This window comes from Candidatus Nitrospira salsa (genome assembly GCF_965152625.1).
The window spans coordinates 272,509-292,125 of sequence record NZ_CBCUCO010000003.1 but is presented as its reverse complement, the minus strand read 5'-3'; the positions used below and the strand labels follow the sequence as shown (position 1 = coordinate 292,125).

The following is a 19,617-nucleotide window of genomic DNA, read 5'->3' as shown; positions in this document are numbered from 1 at the left end:
GTGTCCAAGTCCAGCGATTCAAATAAGTCAACTCAGCGCGAAACACTGCTTTATATGTACGGAAACTAATTGGAGCGGCTATAGCTTCCACATCCTATATTTAGATAAAGAAAGCTTAGTAGGTTCTTGCCTTATATTTCGAACAACGAAATACAAGATACGAACGACGTTCTTTTTTAGCACCATTGGCCTGGTTGGCAAGTTTCACGTATTGATGAGTTTGACAAAGAGGGAGAGGTCTGTTGAGGAGAAGATGTGCGAGGCAACGATTCACACCATGACCCAATGGAACATTCGGAAGGCTTGACTGCTTTCCCAGACGTAAATTCTTCTTCTAACGGAGGGAACGCGAGAATGTCCAAAGGAGATAATTCAGGCTCAACTTTGGCGAGTCTGATGGGTTCTTCCTGTTCATTCGGCATATCTGGAATATCGAGATTCGGATGTTCACTTTGAAGTTTTGTGAGCATTTGCATCCCACTTTCGTAAAAGGGATGATCGCCATGATCTTGCACAAGATCAATCAGCCAGTCTTTCGCCCACTCCACATTGCCGAGTTTTTCATAGGTCTCGGCTAAATGGTATTTAGCCTCCCCGGCTGTTTCCAATGCAGGGTACCGCTCGACGATGTGTTTGAAGCGATGCGCTGCGGCCAGATAGGATTCTCTGTTGTAATAAAACTGTCCAACGAACAAGTCATGTAAAGCCAGATGTTCTTGACACGAGGTAATTTTCTCGTGAGCTTCTGTTTCATAGCGATTATCAGGAAATTCAGTCAAGAGTTTGCGAAAGGACGCTAAGGACTCTTGAATGGGTTCAGGATCTCGATCAATCGTTTTAAATCGTTTATAGTGACTCGTGGCAATTTTATATTGCGCATAGGGGGCTAACATATGATTACGATGAAGGTCGAGAAAATGTTTATATTCGACGATAGCTTCGAGAAACGATTCTTTTTCAAAATACGCTTCGGCGCGCTTCATAATGACGTTAGGATCGTAGTTCATTTCAATTGAATCACCGACAAAAATTTGTTCGTCTGTCCCACTCAATGCGACCTGGGGATCGGAAGGGGTAGGGTCTGGAGTCGAAGAACAGCCAGTCGCGATGACTCCACAGAGGACAATCATGACAAGAAATCTGTTGACGAAAGATTGTGGCTTCATTTGGTAGGGCACCTTAGTGTTAATATTGAGGAAAGAGAGTCCCAATTCTTAGCCTAACACAAAAAACGTGCCACGCTACCAAATGCTTGAGAAGTAAAGCAAATACAATATGGGAATATGCGTGTTGAGAGGTATTTTTTCCTCACTGTGAGATATGGGCCACATGAAATATTATAGAGCCCCGAAGGAAAGTAACTGAAATGTCGATATCAATGATTAGCGGTACAGGGTCGTCTTTACCAGCTCGGGTCGTTCTGAATAAGGAGCTGGCCTCGAATCTTGGCATTGATGAGTCATATATCTACCGGGTATCGGGGATTCGGTCACGGCACTGGGCGAGTGATAGCGAAGAGTCTTCAACGTTGGCCGAACAAGCCTCCAGGCAGGCACTTGACCAGGCGAAGCTCCATCCTCGTGAGATTGACACTATTTTGTTTTCGACGACTTCGCCGGAAACCGGAGCGTTTCCCTCTACGGCTAGTCTGCTGCAACGCCGTTTAGGCGTGAGGGGAGCGAGTGCATTTGATTTCAGTGCCTCGTGTTCTGGCTTTTTATATGGATTATCCATGGCTGACTCATTGATTCGGTCGGGGCTCAGCGAACGATGTTTGATTGTTGCGTCGGAGATCAAGTCGCGCTATTTGGATCCGGGAGACATGGGGACCTCCATTTTATTTGGCGATGGAGCCGGTGCTGCCGTGGTGACCAAAAGCCAAGAGCCGCATGTTGGGGTACAGAATATTCGGGTATTTTCCGATGGAAGGCACTCGACTCTCGTGCGCATTCCAGCAGGAGGATCTCGCGAACCCATGTCTGCTGCCACGATCAAAGAGAAGCGACATACTCTTCGATTAGAGGGAGCCTCCTTATTTCGCGTGGCGGTCAAGCAGTTAGGCCCAGCGTTGCAAGAGCTTCTGGAATCAAGCCAACTCACGATGGCTGATGTCGATCATGTCATGTTTCATCAAGCCAATAGCCGAATTTTGGCAAAACTTGCGAACCGCATGAATATCCCCTCTCATTGCCTTTTTTCTGTCATTGAGCACACAGGGAATACCTCATCGGCTTCGTTACCGATTACGTTGGATATGGCCAATCGGCAAGGACGTCTCAAGCCTGGAGACCTTATCCTTCTTGGCACTTTTGGAGGAGGGATCACCTGGGGTGGGGCATTGATCCGTTGGGGTAATTGTATTTGATTGACGAATCTGAGCCTTTCACTTACCGTGTTTATGGAGATCTAGGTTTCTTTAATTTGAATGTTCAGGCAGTGGTTTTCTGAGCTGGGTCTTTCAGTTGGTGATGGGGCTCACGCCTTAGTCGTCAGAGACAGAAAGTACAAGAATGGGTGACTCAAATTTCGCCGACTCCATTATTGAAAAGACCAGAAAACTTGGGCATCCTCTTTGTGTGGGTCTCGATCCTCATGTTGCCTATATTCCGAATGTCTTTTTTTCAAAGAATGGACAAAAGAACCGTCCAATTGACGGTATTGCAAAGTTCTTCCATGAGGTGGTGGAGAGGCTGAACGGTAAGGTTGTGGCCGTGAAACCTCAAAGTGCGTTCTTCGAACAATATGGGGCAGATGGCATCCGGTTGCTTGAAGAGCTCATTGTCCAATGTAAGCAACAGGGAATCCCCGTTATTCTTGATGCCAAAAGAGGTGATATCGGGTCGACTGCCGCCGCCTATGCCGCATTGATTGACCCGTCAAGAGCCGAGGCGGCGAATGCGATTACACTCAATGCGTACATGGGCACTGAGACCATTGAGCCATTCTTGTCGCATGTCATTCAGGGTGGGGCTGGGATTTTTGTGCTCGTCAAAACCAGCAATCCTGGGGCAGAGGAGTTTCAAGGTCTCCAAGTTGATCATGATTTTCTGTATTGTCATGTGGCGAAAGGTCTTACACGATTGTTGCCTCATACGATAGGCGCAAGTGGATGGTCGAGTGTCGGTATTGTCGTTGGAGGAACGTATCCGTCAGACGCGATGAGAATACGAGAGATCTTACCTACTTCGCTTTTTTTAGTGCCAGGATATGGGGCGCAAGGAGCCTCAGCTAAAGATGCATTGGCAGGGTTTTTGAGGGGGCCGATGTGTTTAGAAGGCGGGGTCGTGAATGCTTCGCGATCAATTTTATTTCCTGTCGGTGTTGATGCGACTGCTAGGGAATGGGAGGCCGCGTTTGACGAGGCTGTCCTTAAATCAACTAGAGAGTTACAAGAGGCCGCAAGGCTGTAAATGAATAGAGATTGAAACGCTTCGATTTGCCCCAAGACGAATCAAAGTAAACTTTCCTGATCACGAAGCCACTGAATCTTTATGACTTTGCAACCATTGGCGGGAGCAGATAGAATGCAGATCATGGATTGGGATATTTCGGTTCAAGTCTCTAGTGAGAGACCTTCGTTGACGGTGCCGAAGACTCAAGACCTGCCGAAGACAATAAATGAACGGATAGATAAAGGGAGGATGGAGTGAAAATTTACTTAGCGGATCCACGCGGATTCTGTGCAGGAGTTGACCGAGCCATTGAAATTGTCGATTTATCACTCAAAACGTATGGAGCTCCTATCTACGTTCGTCATGAAATCGTCCATAGTCGCCATGTTGTTAATTCTCTTCGAGATAAAGGGGCGGTGTTTGTCGAGGAATTAGACGAAGTGCCTGATGGGGCCATCGTCATCTTTAGCGCACACGGAGTGGCCAAAAGTGTATGGGAAGAAGCCAATCGACGTAATCTCAAGATCATTGATGCCACTTGTCCCTTGGTCATTAAGGTGCACAATGAGGTGAATCGTGACTACACTAATCAGTACGAATTGATTCTCATTGGGCATTCCGGGCATCCCGAAGTCGTCGGCACGCTTGGACAGGTTCCCGATAAATTTCATCTGGTTTCTTCAGTGGAAGATGTCGAAACCCTTGTCGTTGAAAACCAGAACCATCTGTCCTATGTCACACAAACTACGCTGAGTGTCGATGAATGCCGTGATATTGTCGAAGCCTTGAATCGCCGGTTTCCTGGCATTAAGGGCCCGCATCAGGAAGACATTTGCTATGCGACCCAAAATCGGCAGAATGCGGTGAAGGAGTTGTCGAAATATGTCGATGTCATTTTGGTGATCGGTTCCCCTAACAGCTCAAATTCCAATCGATTGAAGGAGCTTGGAGAGCGATGTGGCAAAGCGTCCTACTTGATTGATTCCTATCAGGACATCAAGCCTGAATGGTTGGAGGGAGTGAATGCCATTGGTATTGCGGCCGGGGCCTCCGCTCCAGAAGTTCTCGTGACTGAGGTTGTCGATTATCTTCGGACATTAGGGGCGGATGAATTGGAAGAATTGACTGTTGTCGAAGAAGATGTTGAATTTTTGCTTCCCAGAGAACTGCTCGCAAGCCAGGAAAAAGCGTAAAACTACGCCTCAAGCATCGGAGGTTCTTTGAAGCGGCTATAGGAATGTCGGGGAAACTGTAGAACGGAGGCCGCCTACATCGAGGCCGCCCCCATTCGCCTATGCATTCGAGTTTGAGTGCATGCTTTTACCGTGCAGGCTCTCATCTAACGCGATCAAGAAACCGTGTGAACGATCATTAAGAGGCCGCGGCCATCGAACCTGAAATCGAATTGAATGTATTAGCCACGGTTTGCCCAAGAGTTGTGACAGCGCCAATGATCACCGCCGCAATCAATGCGGCGAGCAATCCATACTCCAATGCGGTCGCGCCTTCTTCATCGTTAAGAAATTGCATTATGTACATCATGATCTTCTTTCTCCTGCCGGGCATATTGAATGGATGTCAGCTTTGATGGTGTGCCCATGATTTCCCCATCGCTGACGAGTTTTGTTTGACCTTTTCAACAGCGCATGTCTTCACTGTCAGTTTGCTTCAATTGTTCCTATCCCCATCTCATGAAAACCTTAGGCTATTCCCCTTATATCGGATGAAAATAATGGATTCTTAAGGCATCAATAGTGCTCGATGATGTACCTTCGTGTCATGCCGACATTAAAATACGTATATAAAGTCAGGTTTTATTAGAATATATGATGAAGTTGACTCTGATCGCCATTCATTGCAGTCATGAAACAAGGGGGAAATGAAAAAAGTACTGATGGCGAGGTCTATTCATTTTCTCCAAATTTTCTATAGCCGATTCAATTAAATTTCAATGTTTGAAGTAGGTAATGACGCTGAGTTCCTTGGATACCTTTTATTGGTAGCATCAAAAGGATAACGTCATCATGATAGATTGCCAAACCGTGACGCTTGGTCTTGCGAACGATCGTATCCACTGAGGTCATCGATGATCACAATATTGAATGACCGTAGGAATTCTCAGTGAAGGTTGAACAGATATGACGAGTGGTATGTTGAATGTTCATGGCCCCCAGCACACCGCTAGAACTTATTTGGATTCGCTTAAAGTGGAGAGAGCAGTTATCCCCATCTTACCCACAATATATGGCATAGATAGTAGTATAAGCCTACTTTATTTGGTAGGCTTTTTTGATTTTACAAAAATACTGTGGTAGACATTTAGAGTTGTTTATTGAAAATCTGAATCTCCAAATCTAGGGAGGAACCGCATGCATCTCCAAACCTTGATTGTCGAAGGGTTTAAATCCTTTGCTGAGGCTAAAATCGAATTCCCTCAGGGAGTGACGGCGATTGTGGGGCCTAATGGGACCGGAAAAAGCAATATTGTGGATGCGTTGCTCTGGTCGCTTGGAGAGCAGAGCCCAAAGTCTCTCAGGACAGAGAAAATGGAAGATGTCATCTTCAACGGTACCGAAGTGCGCAAACCAATGGGAATGGCCGAAGTCTCGACAATTTTTGGGGGAGTCACCGAACAAGAACTGGAAGCGTTATCGGCCTTGGGAGATGCGTTGGCTCAATCCACGGAGATCATGGTTACCCGTCGGTTGTATCGTGATGGTGATAGTGAATACTCGATCAACAAGATTCCTTGTCGGCTCAAAGATATTCGAAGCTTATTGTGGGCATCTCGAGCAGGAACGAAGGGGCATACGGTTATTGAACAGGGAAATATCGATCAACTATTGAGCGCATCGCCTTTAGAACGCCGTGAATTTATCGAAGAGACGGCGGGTATTATTCGCTATAAAAAGCAAAAAGCCGAGGCTCTGAGAAAATTAGATTCAACGGAACAAAATCTGTTTCGGGTTCGGGATATTCTGACAGAAGTGCAGCGACAGCTTCGTTCGTTAGAACGCCAGGCCAGGCAGGCGAGAAATTATCAAGAATTAAAGAGCGAAGCTAAAAATCTTGAAATACAGCTTCTTCAATGGGAATACCAGCAGTTACGGGAACGTCAGCGCAGCATTGACCTTGAGTTGGAAGAGTCCGAAACGCAAGAGCTTACGCAGATCTCTGAAGAAAAACGCCTGTTGGCCCAGCAGGAAGTGGTCAAGCTGGATTTAGCAAAAACTGGAGAGTCTGTCACCCTTAGTCGAGAGCAATTGCGGGAAGTTGAGCAGGCTATGGGTCATTCCTTAACCTCCATTGAAGTTCTTCGAAATCAGTTTGAACATTACGAGGAACAGCATGGGCAGGCCATGAAAGAGCGGACGCGGGTCAAGGAGGAAGCTGACCAATCTCAAGGGCTGACAGAAGCGATTGCCGAACGCATTACACATATGGAAGGTCAAATAGAATCGTTAGAACAGTCCGTCATTGATGGAGAGGAGCAGCAGAGTGCCTTGTTGGAGAAGCGGACGGTGGCAAGTGAAGAACTTGATCGTCTTCGAAACATACTTCTGGACCTCACTGTGAAGAAAACGAATACCGAGAATCGTTTGGAAAGTTTTGATGAGAGACGATCTGGTCTCGCACGTCGTCTTGAGCGATTATTATTAGAATGTGCAGAGGCTGAAGCTCAGCAGACCCGTTTGTCTTCAGAGGGTGAAGAGCTACGACAGCAGCGAGAAGCCTTGGCTGAAACTCTTGAACAGTTATGCGCCAACCGTGAAGAAGCCGAGCAATCGGTGCAATCGTTGTCTACAAGTCAAAAATCTCTTGATGGCCGTCTCCTCGAGGGGCGAACGAGTTTGGCTGGCATTGAATCCGAGCTTCGTGCTCTCCGCGCGGTGCTTCACGAGGAATTTGGATATAGTGCAACGGGTGAGATTGAAGAAACTTCGATTCGCGGAGCCTGTCGCGAAGTCAAAGAAGCCTTTGCTGAACGCATGGTCGTGGAGGAGCATGCTGAAAAAGCTATTGAAGCCGCTCTAGGTGACCGAATTAAAGCATGGGTTGTGGAGGGTCCTGAGGACGCTGTCCGAGCTATCACCACACTCAAGAATCAATCGTTGGGCCGTGGAAGCTTTGTCCCTATGCATTTTGTGCCATCTCGGACACGTGATGAGGCGGGTTGGCAGCAAACCTTGCAAGGTGAATCAACTATTTGGGGATCGGCTATCAGCTTTATCAGCGCTCCAGAGGAACTGCAGCGAGCCACGACGATGTTTTTAGAGAATGTTTATGTGGTGGAGTCACTTGATGCCGGCTTGCAAATTATGGAGAAGCATCAGTGGTTTGAGGGGCGGGGCCCTTTGCTGGTCACCGCAGATGGGGAAACGATTCATCCATCTGGTGTCATGACAGGTGGAGTCGTTGGAGAGTCTGGTGGTGTGTTGCGCCGGCGAGGTGAAATCCTTCGCCTAGAAGCTAAAGCCGTTGAGTTAGGGGCCAGTCTCGAACAGGATCAATCTGATCGAGATACGGTGGCTCAAAACCTCGAATCGACCCAGTCTCAGCTTCAAGGTCTTCATCAATCTATCCGTGAGACAGAAGTGCGACTCATGTCTTTGCAAAAGGAAGAAGGTGTTCGAGCAAGTGCCCTTCCCGAGATCATCCGTCGACTTGAGACGATACGTCATGAGCAACAGTCGGAAGAAGCCGAAGTGGCAAAACTGCAGGAAGAGTCGACATTACTTCGAGAACAACTGACTCAACATGAGGCGACTCGAGTTGAGCGAGAGCAGGATCTCGCGCACGTCTCTGAAGATTTTACACGTGTGGAGACCAAAGTCAGAGAGTTGCAGACATTGATGACTGAAACTCAAATGAGCCTGAGGACCTTTCAAACTCAACGTGCACATGAACAAAGTGATCTCACTCGTCTACAACAAGAAGAAGTTGCCCGATCGACGAAGCTTCAACAACTGGATCAACAGCTCGAGCAACTCTTTCTCCAGACTCGTCAAAGTCGAGATGAGCGTGTACGTTTGGAAGAGATGTTTGAAAAGGCGCAAGAAAAAAAAGACGGGATTGAACGGACTCTGACAGAATTTCAAGATCAATATAATCAGGTTCTCGAACAGACCAGGCTCTTTGATCGTCAAGTGGCAGAAGTTCGGGGAAAACTGGCTGAGACACTGAAGGTCCGGAGTGGAATTGAAGTTCGATTGGCAGAGGTTCGGACGAAGTTGACTACTGTGGAGGACACGCTCACCGAAACGTATAACCTTTCGTTAGAGACACTCAAATTTCCAGTCGCAACAGATTCCCAACTTGATGAGGATGAAGTAGAAATTGAAAGTTTTCCTGAGAATCCGTCTGAGTTGTGGAAGGAGCAGTTAGAGACCATTCGAGGGAAATTAGGGCGGATGGGACCGATTAATCTTGCCGCAATCGAAGAGCATCAAGAACTTCTGGAGCGCTGTGAATTTCTCACCACTCAAGAAGCTGATTTGACCACCTCGATTCAGTCTCTCCAAGAAATCATTCAACGTTTGAACCAAACCACCAACAAGCTGTTTGCCGAAACCTTTAAGAGCATTCAAGAAAAATTTAATGAGGTATTTACAGCCTTATTTGCTGGAGGTCGTGCCGAACTCGTTCTGGTGGAGCCGGAAGAAGAAGAGGGTGAAACGAAACGACGAGATGCTGGGGTTGATATTATTGCGCAACCTCCAGGGAAACGCTTGAAAAACTTGTCGATGTTGTCAGGTGGTGAGAAAACCATGACGGTCCTTGCATTATTGTTTGCCAGTTTCCTGATTAAACCTTCTCCATTTTGTGTCCTTGATGAGGTAGATGCGCCTCTAGATGAAGCGAATGTTGGACGGTTTGGACAATTTTTAACGCAGATGGCCGAACGGTCTCAATTTCTTATTGTCACCCATAACAAACGAACGATGGAAGTGGCTGATTCTCTTTTTGGTGTCACAATGGAACAGCCTGGGGTGTCAAAATTAGTATCTGTCAGACTTAATGAGCTTCAGGATGTTTCATAATTCGAATAGTCGAAGTCTTCTCTGACAAAAAAAGACCCATGCTTCAGAACAAAAGGAAGCATGGGTCTTTTTAGTAAACGAGAGAAGCGAATTTTCGAACTGTTAGTTTCTCACACCACTCCAAACCTTTTCCGGGTCAATTTCTTTATCCGGGTTCAAGGTTCGTGCTTTTTCCAGCAAGACGTCTGTGGTTTCAGGAATCTCTGGATCGGAGATACAGCAATCATCGACTGGGCAGACGGCAGCACATTGAGGCTCGTCAAAGTGACCCACGCATTCGGTACATCGTTCGTGCGTGATGACATAAACAGTATCCCCATCGCCTTGACCTTCTCCTACTTGATTGCCGGCTTCCTCTGCAGCACTTCGAGTTTCGAATATTGCCTCATTGGGACATTCTGGTAAGCACGCCCCACAATTGATGCACTCTTCAGTAATAAGCAGTGACATAGACCCTCCTTCAGAACCAATAAATCGGTAACGTCCTTAAAAAAGAAATTTCAATGGAATTCCCTTGCGGGAACGAGCAAACACAAAACACTTACGAGCCTCATTCTACCCCTATGTTTTTATACACGTCAACGGCGCAGAAGACCTAAATCGCTAAGCCCTTTGGACCGTGACGAATCAGTAAATTTCCGGCAGCCTTGAGGAAATAAGGCTAAAGTCTTCTTTTTCTGAATGGCTTATATTGTCCATGACCAGCTCCAATAGACCGGATTCCAGCTCTTCCCAGAGACGACCAAGGCGGCCACATGGTCAAGGTCTACCTGAATTTCATGCATGGTCCATCGTAAAGGCTCCAGGGTATCCTCTGCGACTTCGAGGAGAGCTGTCGGAGTCGTTGGCGGAAGAGAGACCGTGATGGCCTGTAAGGGAAATGAGAGCCCTTTCCCTGTGGCTTTCAAGTATGCTTCTTTCCTGGTCCAGCAGGCTAAAAAGACTTGTTTCTGGTCAGATGATGCATGTGACATGATGTGAGCTTTTTCTTTTTCCGAGCAAATTCGTTCAATGAGGGATTGATAGCTGATGTTTCGGTGTTTGTATTCAAGGTCGATCCCGACTTCTCGATCAAGGGCAAAGGCATAGAGTGCGACGTGCTTTGTATGGCTGAGGTTAAATAAGAGAGGCGGTTCGGTGAATGGTTCTTTCAAGAAAGGTTTTCCCTGTGGCCCTTGGGAAAACACGAGTGACTGGGCCTCTATGAGTAGATATCGACTCATGATAAGCCTGAGGGCGCTACGAGCGGCAATAAAGGCATGACGATGTTCCTGGAACTTCAGGCGCTGAGCGCGCGTGAGTTCATCGAGAGAGAGAAGGCGTTGAAGTTTAGGAAGGTGGTGTTCATGCGGTGTTAGGCCGACTTTCCATATGTGCACCTCATCTGGAGATAAGGTCATTTTTTGGTTTGGCGTTTGCCAAGAACCGTCATGGTTTAACCTGAAGTCGTTGGACATAGAAGAAAATGCTTCGATGAAGAGCGTCAGAAGAAATAAGACAGTGGAGAATGCATAAACCCTATGCCTGATTATTGTATGAGAGGAAATAGAATGAAGCAATCAATCTATTCTCAGGTGCTTCAGCGTTAGATGATATTCTGTGGAGTGTCGTAAAACGTGAACTGTGACAGCGTTTCATATCTTGACGGAATACCCTACGGCTGTTATAGCAGGCCTTTCGCTTCCAGAAAGGTCTTAGTTATAGACGTCTCATTTCTTGGTACTGTATCCGTTGCCTATCTAACATCCAATCATGTCAGCACGTACACCTTCAGCGGCTTATGCTGCGTTGACGACTGCGGCTATCGTCTGGGGTGGGTCCGTTGTGGCCCAAAAAGTTGCGCTTGGGCCATTTTCTCCTGTTGAAGTCTCAGTATTTCGCGGGCTGGGGGCTCTGTTAATTTTGTTTCCCTTATGGCTGTGGCGTGAAGGAGTGGTGGCATTTTCAGTTCGAGATGTTGGGGTGTTCACCTTGCTGGGCGTCGCAGTGTTAGCCAATCACTTATTAGTGCTGATTGGGCTTCAATTTATCGGGGCGGGTGCGGCAGGCATTATTATTGGAGCAAGTCCAACAATTACGGCCTTTTTATCGTCGCTCATTATCCATGATCTTCCGTTTCGACGGGTCTGGGTCGGCTGTGCCGTGTCTTTTGTTGGTGTCTTGTTCGTGTCTGGCTTGAACGGGCAAGTGAATGCGGGAGAAAATCCACTGTTAGGAGGGGGAGCTATCCTTCTCTCCCTTGTCAGCTGGGCTCTGTATACCATTGGGAGTCGACGAGTCATGGAGCGGTTTTCTTCACTGACGGTGAACTGGACGACACTGCTGATCTCGATTTTCCTTCAGATTCCACTGTTGTTCATGAATCAGCAAGTGTTGGCAAGTGGTGTGGATGTTGTGCCGCTATCTGGTTGGATGGCCTTGTTTTATGTCATCGTGTTTGCAACAGCTCTCGGTCAGCAAGCTTGGCTCTACGGTGTGGAGGGTGTTGGTCCCTCACGAGCAGGAATTTTTGTGAATCTTATTCCAGTATCGGCATTGGTACTGTCTTTTTTTATTCTTGAAGAATCCATAGGCTGGGGAGACGTTCTGGGGATTGGGTTCATCTTGTTTGGGGTATGGTTGGTGAACCGACAATCATTGAGACAAGCGTGATCGGTCTATCGTATGATCATTGTGGGAGGAGAGGAGTTATCCAATGTTAGAACAACGAATTGAAGAAGTAACCCAAGCCAATGAATATTTTTACCAGTCTTTCGAAAATCTGGATATTGCGGCGATGGATACGATCTGGGCCCACCAAGAATATGTCACCTGTATTCACCCGGGTTGGAGTATTCGAGTTGGATGGCCGGCAGTTCGGGATTCGTGGGTGGTAATTTTCAATAATACCTTTTCCATGAAGTTTCAACTCACGGAACTGCAGGTTCAGGTTGCGGCTGATGTCGCGTGGGTCATTTGTACGGAAAATATTACCAGTCGCGTGGGGGATGTTGATCAGAACAGCGTGGTTGTGGCAACCAATTTATATGAGCGAATCGGAGAGTCATGGAAGATCATCCATCATCATGGGTCGCCCTTAATGGAATAAGAGGGAAAATCTTGTGTCTCTTTTGAGTAAAAAGGCTGTTGAGTTTGTACGGTAGAGACGTGACGAATGGCGAGGCTATGTGTTTTTTGCTTCTGGAAGACGGGATGAACTGAGTTATGGTCCAATAAATTTGACGGGTTTGTCGCCTGTTAAATGATCAGGGGTAATGACATAGTGTCCCAGTAAAGACTTTTCCCATATCACATTGGCCGAATTGAGATCTCCGGCTGTCAGAAGATACGTGACCCCACCAATAATGGCTCCAAGTCTCCAGCATAGGCTATTTTGACGGCCCCGTAGGGCAATGTGGTGATAAAGCTCGCAACGCCGAGTCCCGCTTCAGTGGTCTTTTCTTTTGTGTCTGCTAATGCTGAGGACGTTCCCACTTCTGGTAACAACACGAATAGTATGATCCCAAGGATGATCGCTCTTGCCAAATGAGAGACGTGCATGGATTGTCACAAAGATGGGACGGTCTCCTTCATGAACGCGGACATCCTTTCTGTAGAGAATGACCTATCAAGATAAGGGAACGGTTAACGGTTCTCCTCCTAGTTGGCTCTATTCTTTGACGGTGATGGTCTTTCCCCATTCATTGACGGTGGGATCGCGTTCATCCATGGTCATGGCGCCATACTTTTTGAACATGGCTGACCCGCCTTTTTTCCTTCGCCAAGTGAGGAAGTCCATAAAGTGTTTTTTGCAGAGTGCTCGTGTTCCGGCCGGGGCATAGTATGGATGGGGACAAGCATGAATCAAACATGGTTCTGAACTCATGAGAAACTCCATGAAAAATATATCAAAAGTGGAAGTACGTCGAGTATGCCGAAGCCGGAACCTGGAATGCAATGGGTCTGGCGGCCTTAAGTCAGAGTCTTGTGTAAAAGAGCCTGATCAAATGAGGCGATACGGGGGCTTCTCTTGCAATCCTCCCTGACCGAAGGTATCGTAGTGCCCAGTTGTCAGGGGAAGAATTTCGGTAATTCATGTTTGGTGAAAGGAGAGTATCTTGTGTTGAAAGCTAAAGATGTGTTTGAAAGAACAAAAGAGGCCGCTGTGAGCGCAACCGATCAAGATGAACGGCCCTTACAAATTGATTATGAGGCGTTAGAAGGAAAAATTGAACAAGTGTTAGCTGGGCGATCAGTCCATTTACTCCATATTAACCAGTTTCTTCCTGAAGGCTATGAAGATCAGGGACGATTTAATGTCATTGTGATGACTTCGGGACATGTCTTATTTGATATGGTTGTTGGCGATTCGTACTTTCGATATGACATCTTTTCCTGCAGTGATTTAGATAAAATTCAACTGATTGACGGTACGTGGGATAATACTGAAAATAAAACGCAGGATGCCTTTCTCAGCTTACGGTTGATGCATGGGGATGAAGCTCATATTCTTTTGGCACTCAAAGATGAGCAGCGACCCGGGGTTTTTGCCGTGGCCGATGCTGTTTCACAGGGTCGTCACCCAGAAAAAAATGCATGACGAACATGTCATTCATCAATTGAGAGTGTGACGTGTTATTGAGGTTCTATAGCCGATTCAATTAACTTTCACTGTTTGATGTGGGTAATTTCGCTGGGCTAGTTGATATGTCCAGCTGGAACTTAATTGGATTCGCTATAGTTACGCAGGCAGCGGGAAGGGAAGTTCTTGAACAACGGCAGGGTGTCGTTGCTCTGCAATTTCAATGGTTAATTCAGTTTGCGGTTTGGTAAAGTCGCGTAAGGGAAACCCAAACGCCACAGGCTTTTTGAGCAGTGGCGAAAACGCGGCACTGGAAACCCACCCGACTTCCCGGTCTCCGCTAAAGAGTTTGGCTCCGTGTTCCGGTATTTGATTGTCAGGTGAATCAATTAATAAGCCAACCATCCGCCGTTTGACCGAACCGTATGTGTCCATTCGTGCGACGACTTCTTGTCCAGGGTAGCACCCTTTTGACAAACTAAACGCCTTACCCTCCAGATTAGCCTCTGGGGGGACAATGCGTTCATTTAAATCTGGTCCAATCTTCGGTATCCCAGCCTCAAGTCGCAAAGACTCTAATGCCGCATGTCCGACAGCACGAAGGTTGAAGGGTTGTCCCGCTGACCAAATTCTCTCCCATGTCGAGACAAGACCGGCGTTGGGCATATGAATCTCGATGTCATGTTCCCCAGTTTCTTCTGTCTTGACGAATAGGGCTATCTGTCCCTCAAGATCGACGACTTGAAAGTCCAAGGGTTTGGATGCTGTCATGTCGATTGAGAAGGCTTGTTTCACAAGATCAGGTGCAGAGGGGCCGGCTATGAGCAGGGTCCCCCATGACTCGTGACAGTTTTCCATTTTGGCTTTGGTCCCAAACAGCAAGAATTTCCGTAAGTGCTGATAGGTCATGTCTCCAATTTCTCCTGCATCTTCGAGGAGAATTGAGTCTTCTAACAGCAAGACCCGAAAGTAGGACAGCATCTTGCCTTTATGATCCATAAAAGCTGAATACAGACCCTGTCCGGCTGCCAAAGGACGAATGTCGTTGCTAATTAGATTTTGAAGCCAGGTGACGCGGTCGTCACCGGTGATGCGGTTAAGGCCACGAAGCGAGAGGTCAGCGATGCCGACACCTTGCCGTACGGCGACATGCTCCTCTGTGGCATTCCCATAATGTTGGGGCATTTCCCAATTCCCGATTGGTTGGAACTGTGCGCTTAAGGCTTCGTGCTGTGTATGGAGTGGCGATTGTTTCATGTTTGGGCACCTAATATTGACATGGCAGAAGGATTAAAACTTCAAGTAAGAGATTCTGTGTACGCTTACATATGGAAAACTCAACCATCGTGCCCAAGGACACCTATAATTCCAATGTTGAGAGTGCCCGGCGATTCAAGTGATAAATGAATATTCATGAACCAATGGCCTGTTGATCGTTCGTATTTTTAGGCGCATCACATATGCTACGTGACGTTGGCCGTCATCTCCTCGAGCAGTGCCAACGTTCTGGCAGAGAACTCATTACGTGAAACAATTTTATTGATGCCGAGTTCTTTCGCCTGTTTCCACGTCTCCACTTCTTCATGATTCGCAAAGGCGAGGACGGGAATATGTTTATATTGCTCCGTTCCTTTGAGGAGGCGAAGAGCGGCTGTGGCCTCGAGTCGTTCATCATTCATGTTGAGGATAATCGCATGGGGTTCTTGCGTAGAAATTTTTTCCTGCCAGTCTTCCTGTTTTTTAACTCGTTGAAGGCTATAACCATGCGGCAGAAAAGCATCGCGAATTTTTGTATAAAAAAAGATGTCACTCACGCCGACTAAGATTGTTTTTTCCTGTTGTTCCATGCGGGTATGTATCCTTTTTTTGTAAAAAGATGCTGAAGTTCTTGCGTCGGCGTGCTTCTCTTGCCTGTATGACTAGTTCATCAGCGTGATTAAGCGCATCATGGCTCGTTTGGCAGAGGTGTATTCCGGGTCTAATGTGGTAGCTTGCTTATATGCCTCGATGGCTTTTTCCCAATCGCCCTTTTTTTCGTACACGCGTCCAACATTCATATGCGGAAACGCTGGATTTTCATAGCGCTTGGCATCCATCGCTTTTTCAAACCAAGGAATGGCTTCGTCCAATTGATTGAGCTCAATCAAGTACGCTCCGATATCGTTGTAAGGATTGCCAAAATCCGGATCACAATTAATCGCTCGCTGGCATTCCTCAATGGCTTCATTCAGCTGTCCCATAAAACTGTAGGTCCAGCCAAGAAAGGTGTAGGCCTCTGCCGAAGGTGAGGTTGCAATTGACTGTTTATAGAGCTTCACGGCTTCATCCAGTTGCCCTTTTTGTTGCGATTCGTAGGCTTGCTGGAAGAGATTCCACGCTAAAATCTTTTCTTCTTCCGTGCCGCTGCCTTGTTGCAGGAAATCCTGCAAATCCATACTCATTCCTCCAAATGTTAAAACGAAGTGAACAGTGAATATTCCGTTGAACGTGAATCTTTATAGTCTAAGGTGCCATGCGTTGGTTTTCAACTAAAATAGCGAAACCAAAGATTTTCTCGTTGCAGAGGTATCGTGAACAACGTGGGAAATGTGTATGCACACTAAGAACTATTCTCCCTTAAGTTTGTGTTTCACGAGTTCGGCTGCACGTCTGCCTGATAAGATCATCGCGCCAAAGGCCGGTCCCATTCTTGGCGAACCGTCTACGGCTGCCACTGCCAAACCGGTGACGAAACAATTGGGATAGACCTCGCGCGTATTTTTAACAACTAATGCTTCGGATTTTGCAATCCACATTGCGCCATTGCCTGGAACTTTCTCATACAAGTTTCTGCGATGGAGAAGGTTCACGACGACGGCATCATGGCCCGTGGCATCCACAACGATACGGCTTTCGAGTGCGATTGGATCAACATGTATGATGTCGTGTCCTGCCATTTCCGCTGTCGTGTTATTGACCACGACGCCTTCGAGTTTGCCTTCTTCTCGGACAATTAAGTCGAGGACCCGTGTTAAGTTCATGATCTTTACGCCAGCCTCATAGGCGGCAGAAATTAACCGTGCCGTCGCGTGTGGTGGATCAACGATGGTCATGCCGTCACATTCTTTCACGGGTTTGCACGGGATCCCAAGTTCTTCCAAGATCACATCGGCTGGCGCGCAGATCGTGGCTTTATTCATGAGATAGCCGCCAGACCAAAATCCACCGCCCAGTGCCAGGCTTTGTTCAATCAGCAAGGTTCGTATGCCGTGCAAGGCTAAGTCTCTCGCACACAACAATCCTGACGGTCCACCCCCGACGATAATGACATCACTTTCAATCAGTTGATCGAATTCTTTATAAAACTCCCTGGCAATGTGACGAGTGACGTCACGTTCTCGCAAGGGGGCTATGGTGTTCTCCTTCATAATCTTACGCTCCGCAAGTTAGTCATGATCTGCATTTGATCATGTATTATAAGTAGATCTCTCCTCCGGCCTTACGAAATTCTTCGGATTTTTCTTTGAGTCCGATTTGAATGGCCTCCTGTTCCTCTACCTTTAGTTGGTCCGCGTAGTCTCGAACATCTTGGGTAATTTTCATGGAGCAGAAGCTTGGTCCGCACATCGAACAGAAGTGCGCGCCTTTGGCGGCTTGATCGGGAAGGGTGGCGTCGTGATAATCGCGAGCCGTTTCCGGATCAAGTGATAAATTAAATTGATCTTCCCAGCGAAATTCAAAACGGGCTTTGGACAGGGCATTGTCCCGAGCCTGGGCGCCTGGATGACCTTTGGCCAAGTCGGCAGCATGGGCGGAGATTTTATACGCGATCACGCCGTCTTTGACATCTTCCTTATTTGGTAGGCCGAGATGTTCTTTCGGCGTCACATAGCAGAGCATCGCACAGCCGTACCATCCAATCATGGCTGCTCCAATGCCTGATGTAATGTGGTCATAACCAGGAGCAATATCTGTTGTGAGGGGGCCCAAAGTGTAAAAAGGCGCTTCCTTACATGTTTCGAGTTGTTTGTCCATGTTCTCTTTGATCATATGCATGGGCACGTGGCCAGGACCTTCAATCATGACTTGGACATCGTGTTGCCAAGCTGTATTCGTTAATTCTCCAAGTGTTTCGAGTTCGCCGAATTGCGCCGCGTCATTGGCGTCGGCGATTGAGCCTGGGCGAAGCCCATCGCCCAAACTAAATGAGACATCGTAGGCCTTCATAATCTCACAAATTTCTTCGAAATGCGTGTAAGTGAAATTTTCTTGATGATGAGCTAAGCACCATTTCGCATGAATCGAGCCACCGCGGGAAACGATTCCTGTCATCCGATTCGCTGTGAGAGGCACATAGGCAAGGCGGACGCCAGCGTGAATCGTAAAGTAGTCAACGCCTTGTTCCGCTTGTTCAATCAAGGTGTCCCGGTAGATGTCCCATGTCAGTTCTTCAGGTTTGCCTCCGACCTTTTCAAGCGCTTGATAGATTGGTACTGTGCCGATGGGGACGGGGGAATTGCGGATGATCCACTCTCTCGTCTCATGAATGTTTTTCCCTGTTGACAGATCCATGACGGTGTCGGAGCCCCATCGAATCGACCAAATGAGTTTCTCAACTTCTTCTTCAATGGAAGAGGTGACGGCGGAGTTGCCGATGTTCGCATTGATTTTGACAAGAAAATTTCGTCCGATAATCATCGGTTCGACTTCAGGGTGATTGATATTTGATGGAATGATGGCTCGCCCCAGTGCGACTTCATCCCGGACAAATTCTGGAGTAATATGCGATGGGATCGCCGCCCCCCAGGCTTGCCCTGGGTGTTGAACGACGCCTCGTGTTTGGTGGTCATTGGCTCGAAGTGTTTCTGCCTGCTCTTCTCGTGCTTGGTTTTCTCGGATGGCAATAAACTCCATTTCCGGTGTCACGATGCCTTTGCGAGCGTAGTGCATCTGCGTCACATTCATACCGGACTTTGCTCTGAGGGGCTTGCGACTTAACGCGAAACGGATCGAGTTCAGGCTTGTATCCATTGCACGTTGCCGACCGTAGGTCGAGGTGACTTCTTCGAGTTGTTCCACATCATTCCGCTGCGTGATCCATTCATGACGCAAAGGTTGAAGACCTTTTCGAACATTAATCGTGACGTCGGGGTCTGTGTAGGGGCCGGATGGGTCATACACCGTCACCGAAGGATTTGGTGTCGGTGTTGCGCCATTGGGTCCCTTAGTCGGAGTGAGGACGATTTCACGCATGGGTACTCGAACACTAGGATGGGACCCGGTCACATAGACTTTTTGAGAAGCGGGAAACGGCTTTGTGGTCAATGTTGCGGAAGGCGTATGGTTGTGATCATCGACAACGGGAATAGCCTTGCCATTGGTCGATTTGGTTTGTTCGTGTTGAGAGGTGCTCATGGTGCGATCCTTTCTCAGGATGGACGGGTGTGAAAGCCAGTATTGCCACTTCTGTAAAAACGAAAAAGGCCGTTCCCTGTCTGTGAGGAAACGGCCAGAAATTTCAATTACCATCTGCCGCTTCCCTACGCTGGTATTACCCAGGTCAGGTATAAGGGTCGTCCAACTGGGTTGGACATCTCAGCGAAACGCTCCCCTAGCCTTGTTCAGCAAATGCTAGCGCTCAGCC

At 47.5% G+C, this 19,617-nt stretch carries 18 protein-coding genes and 1 riboswitch; of the genes, 7 read left to right on the top strand and 11 right to left on the bottom strand.

The features are described 5' to 3' along the window. Positions 1 to 176: 176 nt before the first annotated feature. Positions 177 to 1,166 (bottom strand): outer membrane protein assembly factor BamD, encoded by a 990-nt coding sequence (locus ACWQXP_RS12790; RefSeq protein ID WP_454063260.1) that lies wholly within the window; start codon positions 1,164 to 1,166, stop codon positions 177 to 179. A 200-nt stretch (positions 1,167 to 1,366) separates the two neighbouring features. Between ACWQXP_RS12790 and ACWQXP_RS12785 the strand changes: the two genes are divergently transcribed. The 3 genes from ACWQXP_RS12785 to ispH all read left to right on the top strand — a co-directional run bounded on the left by ACWQXP_RS12785 (position 1,367) and on the right by ispH (position 4,585). Further along, positions 1,367 to 2,365 (top strand): 3-oxoacyl-ACP synthase III family protein, encoded by a 999-nt coding sequence (locus ACWQXP_RS12785; RefSeq protein WP_454063259.1) that lies wholly within the window; start codon positions 1,367 to 1,369, stop codon positions 2,363 to 2,365. 145 nt (positions 2,366 to 2,510) lie between these two features. Beyond that, positions 2,511 to 3,410 carry an orotidine-5'-phosphate decarboxylase gene (gene pyrF, locus ACWQXP_RS12780; RefSeq protein WP_454063258.1) on the top strand — a complete coding sequence of 300 codons (900 nt, stop codon included), beginning with the start codon at positions 2,511 to 2,513 and terminating at the stop codon, positions 3,408 to 3,410. A 236-nt stretch (positions 3,411 to 3,646) separates the two neighbouring features. Next, complete coding sequence (gene ispH, locus ACWQXP_RS12775) at positions 3,647 to 4,585, top strand: 4-hydroxy-3-methylbut-2-enyl diphosphate reductase (RefSeq protein ID WP_454063257.1); 939 nt, start codon at positions 3,647 to 3,649, stop codon at positions 4,583 to 4,585. A 178-nt stretch (positions 4,586 to 4,763) separates the two neighbouring features. Here ispH and ACWQXP_RS12770 read toward each other — a convergent pair whose 3' ends face one another. Further along, positions 4,764 to 4,934, bottom strand: a complete 171-nt coding sequence (locus ACWQXP_RS12770; RefSeq protein ID WP_454063256.1) for a Flp family type IVb pilin — start codon at positions 4,932 to 4,934, stop codon at positions 4,764 to 4,766. 827 nt (positions 4,935 to 5,761) lie between these two features. Here ACWQXP_RS12770 and smc point away from each other — a divergent pair. Next, the gene (smc, locus tag ACWQXP_RS12765; RefSeq protein ID WP_454063255.1) at positions 5,762 to 9,433 is read left to right on the top strand and encodes a chromosome segregation protein SMC; all 3,672 of its coding nucleotides are present in this window, start codon (positions 5,762 to 5,764) and stop codon (positions 9,431 to 9,433) included. Positions 9,434 to 9,535: 102 nt separating this feature from the next. On the opposite strand, the gene ACWQXP_RS12760 is transcribed toward smc, so the two are convergent. Together ACWQXP_RS12760 and ACWQXP_RS12755 are read right to left on the bottom strand one after the other, a co-directional pair. Then, a complete protein-coding gene (locus tag ACWQXP_RS12760) occupies positions 9,536 to 9,883 on the bottom strand; it encodes a YfhL family 4Fe-4S dicluster ferredoxin (RefSeq protein WP_454063254.1) in 348 nt (115 codons plus the stop codon). A gap of 236 nt (positions 9,884 to 10,119) precedes the next feature. After that, positions 10,120 to 10,890: a 4'-phosphopantetheinyl transferase family protein gene (locus ACWQXP_RS12755; protein WP_454063253.1), complete on the bottom strand. Its 771-nt coding sequence runs from the start codon at positions 10,888 to 10,890 to the stop codon at positions 10,120 to 10,122. Between the two features lie 295 nt (positions 10,891 to 11,185). Between ACWQXP_RS12755 and ACWQXP_RS12750 the strand changes: the two genes are divergently transcribed. Continuing rightward, the gene (locus ACWQXP_RS12750; protein WP_454063252.1) at positions 11,186 to 12,085 is read left to right on the top strand and encodes a DMT family transporter; all 900 of its coding nucleotides are present in this window, start codon (positions 11,186 to 11,188) and stop codon (positions 12,083 to 12,085) included. Between the two features lie 43 nt (positions 12,086 to 12,128). Next, positions 12,129 to 12,521, top strand: a complete 393-nt coding sequence (locus ACWQXP_RS12745; protein ID WP_454063251.1) for a nuclear transport factor 2 family protein — start codon at positions 12,129 to 12,131, stop codon at positions 12,519 to 12,521. A gap of 230 nt (positions 12,522 to 12,751) precedes the next feature. On the opposite strand, the gene ACWQXP_RS12740 is transcribed toward ACWQXP_RS12745, so the two are convergent. Both ACWQXP_RS12740 and ACWQXP_RS12735 read right to left on the bottom strand, forming a co-directional pair. Next, positions 12,752 to 12,973 carry a hypothetical protein gene (locus tag ACWQXP_RS12740; RefSeq protein WP_454063250.1) on the bottom strand — a complete coding sequence of 74 codons (222 nt, stop codon included), beginning with the start codon at positions 12,971 to 12,973 and terminating at the stop codon, positions 12,752 to 12,754. A 109-nt stretch (positions 12,974 to 13,082) separates the two neighbouring features. After that, positions 13,083 to 13,298: a hypothetical protein gene (locus ACWQXP_RS12735; protein ID WP_454063249.1), complete on the bottom strand. Its 216-nt coding sequence runs from the start codon at positions 13,296 to 13,298 to the stop codon at positions 13,083 to 13,085. Between the two features lie 234 nt (positions 13,299 to 13,532). Here ACWQXP_RS12735 and ACWQXP_RS12730 point away from each other — a divergent pair, with 234 nt between their 5' ends. Beyond that, positions 13,533 to 14,012: a hypothetical protein gene (locus ACWQXP_RS12730; protein WP_454063248.1), complete on the top strand. Its 480-nt coding sequence runs from the start codon at positions 13,533 to 13,535 to the stop codon at positions 14,010 to 14,012. A gap of 141 nt (positions 14,013 to 14,153) precedes the next feature. Here the strand turns inward: ACWQXP_RS12730 and ygfZ are convergent, their stop codons facing one another. The 5 genes from ygfZ to thiC form a co-directional block, all read right to left on the bottom strand. Then, complete coding sequence (ygfZ, locus tag ACWQXP_RS12725; RefSeq protein WP_454063247.1) at positions 14,154 to 15,251, bottom strand: CAF17-like 4Fe-4S cluster assembly/insertion protein YgfZ; 1,098 nt, start codon at positions 15,249 to 15,251, stop codon at positions 14,154 to 14,156. 206 nt (positions 15,252 to 15,457) lie between these two features. Then, a complete protein-coding gene (locus ACWQXP_RS12720; RefSeq protein WP_454063246.1) occupies positions 15,458 to 15,841 on the bottom strand; it encodes a response regulator in 384 nt (127 codons plus the stop codon). 72 nt (positions 15,842 to 15,913) lie between these two features. Next, the gene (locus ACWQXP_RS12715) at positions 15,914 to 16,429 is read right to left on the bottom strand and encodes a tetratricopeptide repeat protein (protein WP_454063245.1); all 516 of its coding nucleotides are present in this window, start codon (positions 16,427 to 16,429) and stop codon (positions 15,914 to 15,916) included. Between the two features lie 171 nt (positions 16,430 to 16,600). Next, positions 16,601 to 17,401, bottom strand: a complete 801-nt coding sequence (locus tag ACWQXP_RS12710; protein ID WP_454063244.1) for a sulfide-dependent adenosine diphosphate thiazole synthase — start codon at positions 17,399 to 17,401, stop codon at positions 16,601 to 16,603. A gap of 46 nt (positions 17,402 to 17,447) precedes the next feature. Further along, entirely contained in the window at positions 17,448 to 19,388 is a 1,941-nt protein-coding gene (thiC, locus tag ACWQXP_RS12705; RefSeq protein ID WP_454063243.1) for a phosphomethylpyrimidine synthase ThiC, read from the bottom strand. Between the two features lie 105 nt (positions 19,389 to 19,493). Continuing rightward, positions 19,494 to 19,596: riboswitch (TPP riboswitch) on the bottom strand. Positions 19,597 to 19,617: the final 21 nt, after the last annotated feature.

Excerpts from the sequence above, each read along its gene's own strand:
- ACWQXP_RS12735 (WP_454063249.1), bottom strand. The coding sequence starts at position 13,298 with ATGAGTTCAGAACCATGTTTGATTCATGCTTGTCCCCATCCATACTAT.
- smc (WP_454063255.1), top strand. The coding sequence starts at position 5,762 with ATGCATCTCCAAACCTTGATTGTCGAAGGGTTTAAATCCTTTGCTGAG.
- ACWQXP_RS12785 (WP_454063259.1), top strand. The coding sequence starts at position 1,367 with ATGTCGATATCAATGATTAGCGGTACAGGGTCGTCTTTACCAGCTCGG.
- ACWQXP_RS12745 (WP_454063251.1), top strand. The coding sequence starts at position 12,129 with ATGTTAGAACAACGAATTGAAGAAGTAACCCAAGCCAATGAATATTTT.
- ACWQXP_RS12755 (WP_454063253.1), bottom strand. The coding sequence starts at position 10,890 with ATGTCCAACGACTTCAGGTTAAACCATGACGGTTCTTGGCAAACGCCA.
- thiC (WP_454063243.1), bottom strand. The coding sequence starts at position 19,388 with ATGAGCACCTCTCAACACGAACAAACCAAATCGACCAATGGCAAGGCT.
- ACWQXP_RS12790 (WP_454063260.1), bottom strand. The coding sequence starts at position 1,166 with ATGAAGCCACAATCTTTCGTCAACAGATTTCTTGTCATGATTGTCCTC.
- ygfZ (WP_454063247.1), bottom strand. The coding sequence starts at position 15,251 with ATGAAACAATCGCCACTCCATACACAGCACGAAGCCTTAAGCGCACAG.
- ACWQXP_RS12770 (WP_454063256.1), bottom strand. The coding sequence starts at position 4,934 with ATGATGTACATAATGCAATTTCTTAACGATGAAGAAGGCGCGACCGCA.
- ACWQXP_RS12715 (WP_454063245.1), bottom strand. The coding sequence starts at position 16,429 with ATGGATTTGCAGGATTTCCTGCAACAAGGCAGCGGCACGGAAGAAGAA.
- ACWQXP_RS12740 (WP_454063250.1), bottom strand. The coding sequence starts at position 12,973 with ATGCACGTCTCTCATTTGGCAAGAGCGATCATCCTTGGGATCATACTA.
- pyrF (WP_454063258.1), top strand. The coding sequence starts at position 2,511 with ATGGGTGACTCAAATTTCGCCGACTCCATTATTGAAAAGACCAGAAAA.
- ACWQXP_RS12720 (WP_454063246.1), bottom strand. The coding sequence starts at position 15,841 with ATGGAACAACAGGAAAAAACAATCTTAGTCGGCGTGAGTGACATCTTT.
- ACWQXP_RS12710 (WP_454063244.1), bottom strand. The coding sequence starts at position 17,401 with ATGAAGGAGAACACCATAGCCCCCTTGCGAGAACGTGACGTCACTCGT.
- ACWQXP_RS12750 (WP_454063252.1), top strand. The coding sequence starts at position 11,186 with ATGTCAGCACGTACACCTTCAGCGGCTTATGCTGCGTTGACGACTGCG.
- ACWQXP_RS12760 (WP_454063254.1), bottom strand. The coding sequence starts at position 9,883 with ATGTCACTGCTTATTACTGAAGAGTGCATCAATTGTGGGGCGTGCTTA.